We start from the raw sequence: 11667 nt of genomic DNA on the forward strand, positions 1-11667 counted from the left end.
GCCCGCAGATGCTGAGGAAACCCGGCGCGGAGGGCAACCCACCACGCCTCCGGGACAGGTCCACCACAAGACCGCTGCGTGTCAGGCAGCGTTGAAGAAGGTGTTCCAGCCGCCCGCCGGGGCCTGGCCGACCTCGAGTGTGCGGAGCTTGGCGAGCACCTGCGGGTCCTGGACATCGAGCCAGTCGCAGAACTGCCGGAAGGACACCAGCCGTACGTCCGGCTTGCCGGCCATGCTCTTGATCGCTTCCTCCACGGCATCCATGTAGATACCGCCGTTCCACTGCTCGAAGTGGTTGCCTATGAACAGGGGCGCGCGATTGGTGTCGTAGGCCCGCTGGAACCCGTTGAGATAGGCCTCGGTGGCCTGCTTCTTCCAGCGCGGATAGTTCGCGGGTACGCCGTTGGTCGAATTGCGCGACTGGTTGGCGAGGATGTTGTAGTCCATCGAGAGAACCTCGAAGGAATGCCCGGGGAACGGGATCTGCTGCAGCGGCAGGTCCCAGATCTCCATCTTCTTGTCGGGCCACACCTGGCGGCCGCCGGGCGAACTCGCGTCGTAGCGCCAGCCGAGCTGCTTGGCCATGGGCAGCAGCTTGTCCTGGCCGAGCAGACAGGGAGTGCGCGCGCCGACGAGTTCCTTGCGGTAGTCGAAGGGCAGCGGATCGATGTCGCGCCAGCCGCTGTTGGTACGCCACTGGGTGACGAACGACACAGCCTGTTCCGTCTCGTTGCGCCAGTCCGCGGACGACCAGTTGCCGACCGATCCGGAACCGGCACAGAAATGCCCGTTGAAGTGGGTACCTATCTCATGGCCGTCCAGCCATGCCTGGCGTATGTACTTCAGCGTGTCCTTGATGTGGTCGTCGGTGAGATAGCCGATGTCGGACGCGCCGATGCCGTTGTTCGGCGGCTTGTAGAGCGTCTTCTTCGACTCGGGCAGGAGATAGATGCCGGAGAGGAAGAACGTCATCGCCGCGTCGTGGTTCTTGGCCAGTTCGAGGAATCGCGGGAAGAGACCGTTGCCGACTTCGCCTGCGCCGTCCCAGGAAAAGATGACGAATTGCGGGGGCGTCTGGCCCGGTTCGAGCGGTTCGGGCCGCTTCGGCTGGTGCGGCTGCTTTCCGGTGTCGGAGGTGGAACCGTCCCCGATCAGCCGGCCTTCGCTCTTGGAGGGGGACGGCTTGCCGTCCTTGCCCGGGTCGCCGCCGCCCGCCGGCCCGCTCTGTCCCGGCTCGGCACCGACGTAACCGCAGCCGGCCGCCCCGATGGCGGCCGCGGCCCCGAGCCCCGCCCCGAGCAGACCCCTTCGACTGATCTCGCGCATCTCGCCGCCCCCACCCCCGTGCTCTCTTCTGGTCCGGGAGAGCCCTCAAAGCCGGTGCCGGAGTATGTCCGACACCGGTTGAGATGAGGATAGGAACACAAAGGTTCCTGGAGCGGATGCGTATTTTTCTGATCAGCTCTTAACCGACCATGAACAACTAGGCGCCGAATGCCTTGGCCTTACCCTTCACGGGTTTGGCACCTGCGAGAAGATGCGCCGGAACAAGATCGCGCGCCGGCTCCGAGTAACCGACGGAGACGATCCTGTCGCCCTGGTACGTGAAGGTCGTGAGCGAGGCGAGTGTGCACTGCCTGCGGCGCGGGTCGTGCCACAGGCGGCGGCGCTCCACGAAGCTGCGCACGATCCAGATCGGGAGCTGGTGGCTGACGCACACCGCCTCATGCCCGCGGGCGGCGTCCCGGGCCGCGGCCAGCGCCCCCATCATCCGCACGACCTGCTCCACGTACGGCTCGCCCCACGACGGGCGGAACGGGTTGGTCAGATGCTTCCAGTTGGCCGGCCTGCGCAGTGCGCCGTCGCCGACGCCGAAGGTCTTGCCCTCGAAGACGTTGCCCGCCTCGATCAGCCGCTCGTCCGTGTCGAGGGTCAGCCCGTGCGCCTTGGCGACCGGCGTGGCCGTCTCCTGGGCGCGCTCCAGCGGGGAGGCTACGACGTGCGCGATGTCACGGCCCGCAAGATGCTCGGCGACCCGGTCGGCCATCTGCCGCCCGAGCTCCGAGAGGTGATAGCCGGCGCGGCGGCCGTAGAGCACGCCGTCGGGGTTCTCCACCTCGCCGTGGCGCACCAGGTGGACGACGGTGATCTCGCTCATGCGGACACCTCGCTCGCCCCGGCGGCGGCACGGGCGGCGGCAGGCAGCGCCGCTGCGATCCGCTCGATCGCACGCTCGTCGTGGGCCGTGGAGACGAACCACGACTCGAAGGCGGACGGCGGCAGGTACACGCCGTCGGAGAGCATCGAGTGGAAGAACGCGTTGAACCGGAAGGCCTCCTGCTTCTTGGCGTCCTCGTAGGTGCGCACCTCCTCACCCGTGAAGAACACCGAGAACATGTTGCTCGCCGTCTGCAGCCGGTGCGCCACGCCCTCCTCGGTGAGCGCGTCCGTCACCAGGCCCTGGATCTCCTGCGAGACCTTGTCGACCTTCTCGTACGCGGCGTCGTCGAGCAGGCGTAGCTGCGCGAGGCCCGCGGCGGTGGCCACCGGGTTACCGGACAGCGTGCCCGCCTGGTAGACGGGACCGGCCGGGGCGAGATGCGCCATGACGTCCCTGCGGCCACCGAACGCGGCGGCCGGGAAGCCCCCGCCCATGACCTTGCCGAAGGTCATCAGGTCGGGCTTCACGCCGTCGATCCCGTACCAGCCGGCCCTGGAGGTACGGAAACCGGTCATCACCTCGTCGGAGATGTACAGCGCGCCGTTCTTCTCACAGGCGGCCCTGAGCCCTTCGTTGAAACCGGGCAGCGGCGGGACCACGCCCATGTTGCCGGGCGACGCCTCGGTGATCACACAGGCGATCTCGCCGGGGTGCGCCGCGAAGGCGGCGTGCACGGCCTCCAGGTCGTTGTACGGCAGCACGATGGTGTCGCCGGCCTGGGCGCCCGTGACCCCGGGGGTGTCCGGGAGCGCGAAGGTGGCCACCCCCGAGCCCGCGGCGGCGAGCAGGGCATCGACATGCCCGTGGTAGCAGCCGGCGAACTTCACGACCTTGGCCCGGCCGGTGAAGCCACGAGCCAGTCTGATCGCGGACATCGTCGCTTCGGTGCCGCTCGAAACCAGCCGAACCTGCTCGACCGGTTCGATCCGGGCCACGATCTCCTCGGCCAGGGCGACCTCGCCCTCACCGGGCGTACCGAAGGACGTGCCGCGGGCGACCGCCGCCTGGACCGCCTCGATGACGGCCGGGTGCGCGTGCCCGAGGATCATGGGCCCCCACGAGCAGACGAGATCGACATACTCGCGCCCGTCGGCGTCGGTGAGGTACGGACCAGTGCCCGACACCATGAACCGGGGCGTACCGCCCACGGCGCGGAAAGCACGGACGGGAGAGTTCACGCCGCCGGGCGTCACAAGGGACGCGCGGTCGAAAAGCGTCTGCGAAACTGGGGCGTCATAGGGAAAGCTCACGGAATCCATGGTGTCAGAGCCCCGGACGATCTCGCGGTCGGGTGTTTCACCACTCGGGCGTGGGGGAGGTCACTGTCACGATGATCGGGTTGCGCGGCGGGGGCTGCGAATGGTCGGGTGGAGATATGCATCGCGGTGGCGGAGTGGGCGAGGGGACTGACGACCTGGGTCCTGAGCCTGCCCGGCGGGGGAAGCACCGGCGCGGCGACGCGGATGGGCCCGCGGAGATCAGGAGCGGCCGTGTGGGGGTGACCTACAAATACTTCGGCGCGCCCGACGGAGCCACAGCCGCCAGGGTGCCGATCTCCATGCGCCCCGAGGAGCTCGGCGGCGACGAGCTCGGCATGGGCGGAATGTTCACCAAGATCAAGCCGGAGACCATAGCCGCGATGGTGCTCACCGGCATTCAGGGCATGCCGCTGCACAAGGTTCCGCCGCTGGAGCTGGTGGTCCTGCACCCCGACTACGCGGTGGTCAAGCTGCCCATGACGGTCGTCGACCCGCTACGCGGCATCGGCGAGGAGTCGGTGGGCGCGGCTGCCTTCATCTGGTCGACGGTCCCGGACCGGGGCGGGCCGCGGGACGCGTTCAACGTCTATCAGCTGCTGCACGAATGGCAGGATTTCAGCCATCGTCTGCATGAGGCGGGGCATCAGCCTTATTGCCTGGTGTGGCCCTGAGCTGGGGTTTCGCTGGTTTCGGGCGGGGTTTTCGGGCCCCGCCCTCGTCATGTGCCGGAACGAGCCGTCAGGCGGCCGGGGCACATCGGTCCAGCTGAGGGCACCCGACCCCGACCAGCGACGCACCCACCCTTGATCGCCCGGCCTCGGCCTCGGCCTCTCCGGAGAGCGCCGACCACGACGGAAGAGGGGGTTACGGGCGGGGTCTGCGGGCGTGGAGGACGAAGGCCGGGGGTGTGTTGCGCCATACGGCGCGGCTGGGGACGACTTCTTCGAACCGGTCGGCCAGCAGCTCCCGGAACCGACGGGCGGGGGTGAGGGGAACGGCGTGGAGGTAGGTGAACGCGGTGAAGGCACCCGCCGGGGCGAGCACCGCGGCTGTCGCGTCCATCAGCTGGTGTTGGGCGGCGTAGGGAAAGAGTGCCCAGGGCAGGCCGCTGACCACCACATCGGCTCTCTCGATGCTGCGCTCGTCCAGCAGGTGACGCAGGTGCACGGCGTCACGCTGGATCACCTCCGCCCCCGGGTGGCGGTGGCGCAGGCGCTGAGCGAGGAGTGGATCGATCTCGACGGCCAGGTGGCGGCCGCGGCCGCCGAGCCGGCGCTGGATCTCGGCGGTGAACGGTCCGGTGCCGGCACCCAGCTCCACCACGACGGGCTCGCCGCGCTCGGGCACCGGGGCGCAGACCGCCTCGGCCAGGTGCCGCGAGCTGGGAGCGATGGCCCCCATACGGGCCGGTGCTCGGACCCACTGCCGCAGGAACAGGGTGTAGTCGTTCTGCTCCTGTGGGGGCTTGCAGAGACGGCAATGCCGGGCTGTGCGGTGCGCGGTGCTGGTGGTCATGTCGGATGCCCTTGTCGGGGTGTGCGGGTGGTCGACCGTGTCGGCGTGCAGGGGCAATGTGCGGTGGGGTCCCGTTGACGGCGCAAGGGCCGGCACTGCTGAGGGCGGAAGGGCTGGAAGTGCGACGCCGGCCGTGGAGGGCGCGGCATCTTCTACCCGTCGCCGTTCATGAACGCGGCCGCCGAGTACCCGGACGCCGACCACCCGGTCCATGGCCTGGTGGCGTCCAGCGCAGCCGTGGACCTCGTGGACACCGGTCTGGATTCGTGGGTCAGGACAGCTTCTTGTGCGCCCCCGCAGATGCGGGCGCCCCAGGTTCCGTACTGGTTACTCGAACTCAGCCAAGGCGCCGAGAATCAAGTCGCTGACGGCCTTGGTGGACACCGGGTTCTGGCCCGTGATCAGGCGGCCGTCACGCACGGCATGCGGCGTCATCGGGACAGTGGAGCGCACATACTTGGCTCCCTTCGCGCGCAACTCGTCCTCCAGGAGGAACGGCACCCTGCTCTTCACGCCGGCCAGTCTTTCCTCGACCGTCGCGAAGCCTGTCACGGTGCGGTTCCGAACGAGCGGATTCCCTTCGGCGTCCTGCAGGTTGATGAGGGCGCAGGCACCATGGCAGACCGATGAGACGATGCCGCCGCCGGCGTAGATGGCCTGGGTTTTTCGGTGCAGTTCAGCGCTGTCGGGAAAGTCCCACATAGTGCCGTGCCCACCTGTGAAGAAGATCGTGGAGTAGTCGTCCGGATCTGCGTCGGCAACAGACGCCGTGGCTTTCAGGGCGGCCATGAAGGCCGGGTCGGCGAGATAGCTGCGAACCGTCCGGTCGGCGAACAAGCGGCCGAGGCTTCGAGGGTCGAGTGGCACCTCGCCGCCCGCCGGGCTGACCACATCCACGGTGTGGCCGTCCTTCACAGCCTTGTCGTAGAAATGGACGAGTTCGCCCAGCCACAGGCCGGTCCGGTGCTTGCTCGCCCCGTAGGTGGCCTGATTGGTCACCACTGCCAGAATCTTTTTCCGTCTCATTTCTCCCACGTCTCCTTTGCGGGCCAACGACACATTCGGGACCAGGTGCGGCAGAACGCCCGCCGGAACGCCCTGGGCCAGGAGTTGGCCACAGGGATGGTGCTCAAACCTGCTCGGTGGGGCGTACGAGCAGCTCGGCGACGGCCACGTGCCGGGGGCGGGTGACGATGTAGCCGACGGTGTCGGCGATGTCCTGGCCCTGCAGCCGCTCGATGTCGCCCAGGGAGGCGGCGATGTACTGCTGGACGACGGCCGGATTGTGCGTGCGCAGTTCGGTGTCGACGCTGCCCGGCTCAATGACGGACACGCGGACGTGCTGGCGTGCCAGTTCCTGCCGCAGCGACTCGCTGAAGGCACCGACGCCGAACTTGGTGGCGCTGTACACGGCGGACATGGCGTAGGCGTTGCGGCCGGCGAGCGAGCCGATGTCGGCGACCTGCCGCGGCTCCTCGGCGGCTGCCTTGACCAGGTGGGGTACGGCCGCGTGAGTGGTGTACATCAGGCCCATGAGGTTGATGTCGATCATGCGCCGCCAGTCGTTCAGGTCCGTGCCGGGGGCAGGCCCGAGCAGCATGAGGCCGGCGTTGTTGACCAAAGTGTCCAGGCGGCCCAAGCCCTCGACGGTCCGCTCGACCGCTTCCGCGGCCATCTGGGCATCGGTTATGTCGGCGGGCACGACGAGGGCCTTCCCGCCGGCCTTGGATATCTCCGCGGCCAGGTCGGTGAGCCGGTCCTCGCGCCGGCCGACCAGGGCCACGGAGGCGCCTTCGCGAGCAAGCTCAAGAGCTGTGGCGTGGCCGATACCGCTGGAAGCCCCGGTGACCAGGGCGACGGTTCCTTCAAGACGAGTCATGGTTCAAGCCTTTCGATGAGAAACGGCCACGTTGCTCGGGCCGTACTGGATATGGGGAGATGGCCCTCTTGGTGGGAGCCGTATGGGGGCGCAGGCCGCTCAGGACCGGGCCAAAGGCACAATGGGGAAGTGAGCATCAGCGGGCAGAAGACCACCGACACGACGCGTCGAGGGACCAAGGAGGACGGTGAGCTGCCGCCCCGCGAACGCCTGGTCCGGGCCGCGTCACGTTTGTTCTATTACGAGGGCGTACGCGCGATCGGCGTGGAGCGGCTGATCGCCGAGGCCGGGGTGACGAAAGCGACCTTCTACCGGCACTTCGCCTCCAAGGACGACCTGGTCGTGGCCTATCTGCTGACCAAGGACGCCTATTACAAGGAAGTGGCCGAACCGCTGGCCGCCGCGCACCCGCCCGCGAAGGCGATCGACCTGATCTTCGAGGCGATCTCCGAACACGCCCGCGAGCGCGGATTTCGCGGATCGCCGTTCATGAACGCGGCCGCCGAGTACCCGGACGCCGACCACCCGGTCCGCGGCCTGGTGACGTCCCATCGGGACTGGATCCGCAGCCTCTTCCAGGAACTGCTCACCCGGCTCGGCCACACCGACCCGGAGTCGGCCGCCGGTGCACTGCTGATGCTGTACGACGGCGCGATGGCAGCCGGCTACCTGGACGACTCGACGGCCGCCCACAAGACCCTGCTGGACGCGGCCCGGCTGATCCGATCGGGAGGCTGACCCCGTCGGGACCGCGTGAAGCGGCGGCTCTGCGCGGGGGCCCGGCCGGGCCGGGGCGCGGATTGGCTTCATGGAACCCTTTGATCTCTCTTCGATGTACACCGGCGACCTATGGCAGCTCTCCGCCTGGAGGCGGCCCAGCCGGGAAGGCCGATACGCCATCCTTCCAGAGGCAGGAAGACCGGTCGTTCTACCTCTCGAAGATAACCCTCCTGGCGTCCGCGCGCCACCGATCGACCCTCTTGTGGGATCCCTCACCCGGTCGCCGCCGGCTCTCGACGCCGACCTCGGCAAGGAGCTCCCGAGGCCGGCACCTTGCCCCTTCCGGCCACCTGGCACGCCCCCGCTCTCGTCGCCGTCGCATCCGGACTGTCGCTCTCCGGCGCGCCTTTCGGACATGAGCCGACTTGCCCTACAGGGCCCTGTGCCGCAACGCGGCCGTGCCCGGGACAACACCGCAGGTCAATGCCCCCTCGCTGAACGGCCGGTCCTCGACGGCGGCGCCGAGGGGCGCCCTTGCCGGTGGGCGGTGCTCCTGCGAGCATCCCAGCGCGCGCTCTACGGCGGCCGGGGCACGGGACAGACCCCGGTTGGCCCCCCACCCGTTGGTTCTGCCCTTCGGACGACCAACTCAGGAGTGCTTTCCCATGCTGCGATCGAAACTCCGGTCCTTACTGCTCGGCGCCGGCACCGCGGCCGTCATGCTGGGCACGGCCCTCGCCCCGGCCACCGCGTCGGCCGCGCCCGCGGCCCCGCTGCCCCGTGCGGCGGACAACGCCCCGGCGGCGGCCCCGGCCGAGGAGTCCGCCGCCGCCGGCTTCTGGTCCTGCACGATCCCGCCCGGCTACACGTACACCAGCACCCAGAACACCCTGTCCTGCTCGACCAGCGGCGGGTTCCGCACCATGTACTACGTGCAGCCGCCCGCGGACGGCCTGTGGGCATGCACCACGATGCCCGGCTACACCTACAGCAACACCCAGAACACGCTGAGCTGCTCGACCAGCGGCGGGTTCCGCACCATGTACTACCTGCGCGCGCCCCGGACGGGCCTGTGGGCGTGCACGGTCCCGCCGGGCTTCACGTACACCAGCACGCAGAACACCCTGTCCTGCTCGACCAGCGGCGGGTTCCGCACCATGTACTACCTCAGAGCGTTCTGACGGACCGACCGCTGCGCGCCCGCCCGGTCCCCGGGCGGGCGCGTTCTCGGGCACGGCGGCCGTGTCCGGCGACGTTCGACGCCGTCGGCGTGCTCAGACCACCGGGGGGCGGCCCAGACGGGCCATCAGCCACACGGTGCTCCAGCGCATCGGCCGACGCTGACCGCACGGCGTACGCACCCCTTCCGCGAAGCCGCTGAACCAGGCACGCAGCCCCGGCGCCGACCGGGTACGCGCCAGCGTGAGCGCGGTCCAGGCACCGAGGTACACCGGGACGAGAGGGGCGGGAAGATTCCGCTTCGCCAGCCAGACACGGTTGCGTGCGGTCATCCGGTAGTAGACGCCGTGCCGGGTCGGCGCGGTGCGCGGATGCTGCAGCACCAGCTCGGGTGCGTAAAGGATCTTCCATCCGTCGTCCAGCGCACGCCAGGCGAGATCGGTCTCCTCGTGCGTGAAGAAGAAGTCCTCCGGCCAGCCGCCGACCCGCTCGAGCATGGACATCGACAGAGCGTGCCCGCCGCCGAGGAAGGTCGTCACATGGCCGCCGCGCATCGGGTCGCCGGAGCCGATGCGCGGGATGTGGCGCCGCTGGGTGAATCCGGTCTCGTCCGCGATCCGGAAGCTGACGATGCCGAGCGCGGGGTCCGCGGCGTACATGTCGGCGAGCCGGCTGAAGACGTCGGGGGCGATGAGCAGGCCGTCGTCGTCCAGGTCGACGAGGATGTCGACGTCGCCGAACTCCCTCAGCCGCTCCATCGCCACATTGCGGCCGCCGGACACACCGAGGTTCTCCGGCAGTTCGACTCCCGTGACGTGCGAGGGGAGTTCGGGCAGTGGGGCACCGTTGGAGACGACGACGACCCGGGTCGCGGGATGATCCTGCGCAGCCACGGAGTCGAGCAGGGCACGCAGTTCGGCGGGGCGCGTGCCCATCGTCAGCACGGCCACACCCACGCGGGATCGGGTCACGTCCACATCTCCATCGGTCGACTGCTCGGCCGCCGGTTCCCCGGCGATCCGTGACCCGGGAGCTTAACGGGATTCGTCCAGCAGATGTACGGCAGTGAGCTTGTCAGGGTTGCGTACGACGTCGATGTCGGTGATCCGGCCGGCGTCCACCGTGAAGGCGACCACCGACAGATTGCCGTCCGCACCGCTGACGACGAGCCCCGGCGCGCCGTTGACCTGGGCGATCCGCAGCTGCCGCAGCGGGCGCCTGGTGAAGCCGATCAGCAGCCTGGCGACATGCCCGGCGCCGCGCTCGATGTGGCGCACCGCACTCACCTTGCCACCGCCGTCACCCCGCAGCCGGACGTCGGGATCAAGCAGGGCGACAAGTCCTTCCAGGTCACCGCCCTGACAGGCGTCGGCGAACGCCTCGGCGATTTCACGCTGTTGGCCGATGGTGGGCGGGAATCGGGGCCGCCCGAGCTCGACGTCCCGCCGTGCGCGGGCAGCGAGTTGGCGTACGGCGGCGGGGGTACGCCCGACGACGTCGGCGACCTCGTCGAAGGGCACCCCGAAAACATCGTGGAGCAGAAACGCGGTGCGCTGAGCGGGCGACAGCTGCTCCAGCACGACGAGCAGCGCCATGCTGACGGACTCGTCGAGCGTGACGCGCTCGGCGGGGTCGTCGGCGGGGGCGGCCTCGACGAGCGGCTCGGGCAGCCAGGTCCCGACATACCGCTCGCGCCGCACGCGCGCACTCCCGAGCGTGTCAAGAGCCAAGCGCCCCACGGTGGTGGTCAGCCAGGCCCGCAGATCCCGGATCGCACCGGGGTCGTCGAGCCCGCGCAGCCGGAGCCAGGCCTCCTGTACGCAGTCCTCGGCCTCGGCGACGGACCCCGTGGTGGCGTACGCCACGCGCACCAGGCGCGCCCGCTCCCGCTCGAACGCCTCGGCAAGGGCACGGTGGTCACGGGCGGCCTCCTCATCGGCCTCCTCGTCACGCACCCGGTCCTCGCGGACGGCCTCCTCGCCGGACCGCTCGCCGCGCGCAGGGTCGTCGCGGACGCGCTCTCCGACGGGCCGCTCGTCGCTGGTCCCCTCGTCGCGGACGCGGTCGTCACAGGCGCTCTCGTCCCAGGGTCGGCCGCTCATTGTCCGTTCGCCTTGCCCGTCGTGGTCTGCGCGCGGAGCCAGTCGTCGAAGCGCACCGTGCCGCGGACATCCGCACGGTCGGACGTCGCCACACCCGACCGTAGCGCGCGCCCCAGAGCCCCCGGCAGGGCCAGCGGAACGACCAGCGCCTTGCGCCCCGTGATCGCGCGCCAGCGGCGGGCGAGTACGCGCAGGTCGGCCGTCTCGGGGCCGGTCACCTCCACACGTCCGCGCCGCGGCCCGCTCTCGACGACGTCGGCGACCACGCGCGCCACCTCCGCGCACGCCACCGTCTGCAGCCGCGCCCGGGGCACCGGCAGCACCCGCGTCCTGCCGACCGCGGCGAAGCCCATGGCCAGCAGCTCATGGAACTGCGTGGCGCGCACCACCGTCCACGGCACCCGTGCGCTTTCCACCACACGTTCCTGCTCCGCCTTGGACCGGTAGTAGCCGAGCGGCAACTGGTCACAGCCCACGATGGACACACAGACGTGATGGCCCACCCCCGCGGACTCCTCGGCCGCGAGCAGCCGCCGCGAGCCTTCCACCAGGATCTGTTCGGCTTGCTTGGGCGACCGGCTGTTGCTCGCGTCGACGACGGCGTCGCAGCCCTCGAGCGCCTCGGCCAGCCCGTCCCCGGTGGTCAGATCGACCCGGTACTCCGGTGCGTGCCGGCTGAGCACCCGTACGTCGTGCCCGCGTCCGCGCAGCTCCTCCGCGGTCTCCCGGCCGAGCGTTCCCGTTCCTCCAGCGATGGCGATCCTCATACCTTCAGGACGACACAGCCCACGG

The 11667-nt window shown here is 69.7% G+C and carries 12 protein-coding genes; 3 read left to right on the forward strand and 9 right to left on the reverse strand.

The features are described from left to right. Positions 1-81 precede the first annotated feature (81 nt). The 3 genes from OHS70_RS15635 to hemL form a co-directional block, all read right to left on the reverse strand. Positions 82-1326, reverse strand: a complete 1245-nt coding sequence (locus tag OHS70_RS15635) for a hypothetical protein (RefSeq protein ID WP_328397866.1) — start codon at positions 1324-1326, stop codon at positions 82-84. A gap of 157 nt (positions 1327-1483) precedes the next feature. Then, positions 1484-2158 carry a histidine phosphatase family protein gene (locus OHS70_RS15640; protein ID WP_328397868.1) on the reverse strand — a complete coding sequence of 225 codons (675 nt, stop codon included), beginning with the start codon at positions 2156-2158 and terminating at the stop codon, positions 1484-1486. Beyond that, positions 2155-3480, reverse strand: coding sequence for a glutamate-1-semialdehyde 2,1-aminomutase (gene hemL / locus OHS70_RS15645; protein WP_328397870.1), 1326 nt, complete (start codon positions 3478-3480; stop codon positions 2155-2157). Before hemL ends, OHS70_RS15640 begins: the two co-directional genes overlap by 4 nt. Before the next feature lie 116 nt (positions 3481-3596). Between hemL and OHS70_RS15650 the strand changes: the two genes are divergently transcribed. Further along, positions 3597-4151 carry a hypothetical protein gene (locus OHS70_RS15650; protein WP_328405648.1) on the forward strand — a complete coding sequence of 185 codons (555 nt, stop codon included), beginning with the start codon at positions 3597-3599 and terminating at the stop codon, positions 4149-4151. A 193-nt stretch (positions 4152-4344) separates the two neighbouring features. Here the strand turns inward: OHS70_RS15650 and OHS70_RS15655 are convergent, their stop codons facing one another. From OHS70_RS15655 to OHS70_RS15665, 3 genes are all read right to left on the reverse strand, one after another. Further along, the gene (locus OHS70_RS15655) at positions 4345-4995 is read right to left on the reverse strand and encodes a class I SAM-dependent methyltransferase (RefSeq protein ID WP_328397872.1); all 651 of its coding nucleotides are present in this window, start codon (positions 4993-4995) and stop codon (positions 4345-4347) included. Between the two features lie 327 nt (positions 4996-5322). Beyond that, complete coding sequence (locus OHS70_RS15660; protein ID WP_328397874.1) at positions 5323-6021, reverse strand: type 1 glutamine amidotransferase domain-containing protein; 699 nt, start codon at positions 6019-6021, stop codon at positions 5323-5325. 103 nt (positions 6022-6124) lie between these two features. Then, positions 6125-6874 carry an SDR family NAD(P)-dependent oxidoreductase gene (locus OHS70_RS15665; protein ID WP_328397876.1) on the reverse strand — a complete coding sequence of 250 codons (750 nt, stop codon included), beginning with the start codon at positions 6872-6874 and terminating at the stop codon, positions 6125-6127. A 129-nt stretch (positions 6875-7003) separates the two neighbouring features. On the opposite strand from OHS70_RS15665, the gene OHS70_RS15670 reads away from it, so the two are divergent. Then, positions 7004-7612 (forward strand): TetR/AcrR family transcriptional regulator, encoded by a 609-nt coding sequence (locus tag OHS70_RS15670; RefSeq protein WP_328397878.1) that lies wholly within the window; start codon positions 7004-7006, stop codon positions 7610-7612. Positions 7613-8259: 647 nt separating this feature from the next. Continuing rightward, a complete protein-coding gene (locus OHS70_RS15675; protein WP_328397880.1) occupies positions 8260-8775 on the forward strand; it encodes a hypothetical protein in 516 nt (171 codons plus the stop codon). A 93-nt stretch (positions 8776-8868) separates the two neighbouring features. Here the strand turns inward: OHS70_RS15675 and OHS70_RS15680 are convergent, their stop codons facing one another. From OHS70_RS15680 to OHS70_RS15690, 3 genes are all read right to left on the reverse strand, one after another. Further along, entirely contained in the window at positions 8869-9744 is an 876-nt protein-coding gene (locus tag OHS70_RS15680; RefSeq protein WP_328397882.1) for a glycosyltransferase family 2 protein, read from the reverse strand. A 63-nt stretch (positions 9745-9807) separates the two neighbouring features. Next, positions 9808-10875 carry an RNA polymerase sigma factor SigJ gene (gene sigJ, locus OHS70_RS15685; RefSeq protein WP_328397884.1) on the reverse strand — a complete coding sequence of 356 codons (1068 nt, stop codon included), beginning with the start codon at positions 10873-10875 and terminating at the stop codon, positions 9808-9810. Then, entirely contained in the window at positions 10872-11642 is a 771-nt protein-coding gene (locus tag OHS70_RS15690) for an SDR family oxidoreductase (protein ID WP_328397886.1), read from the reverse strand. Before OHS70_RS15690 ends, sigJ begins: the two co-directional genes overlap by 4 nt. Positions 11643-11667 lie beyond the last annotated feature (25 nt).

Source organism: Streptomyces sp. NBC_00390 (genome assembly GCF_036057275.1).
Classification (GTDB): domain Bacteria; phylum Actinomycetota; class Actinomycetes; order Streptomycetales; family Streptomycetaceae; genus Streptomyces.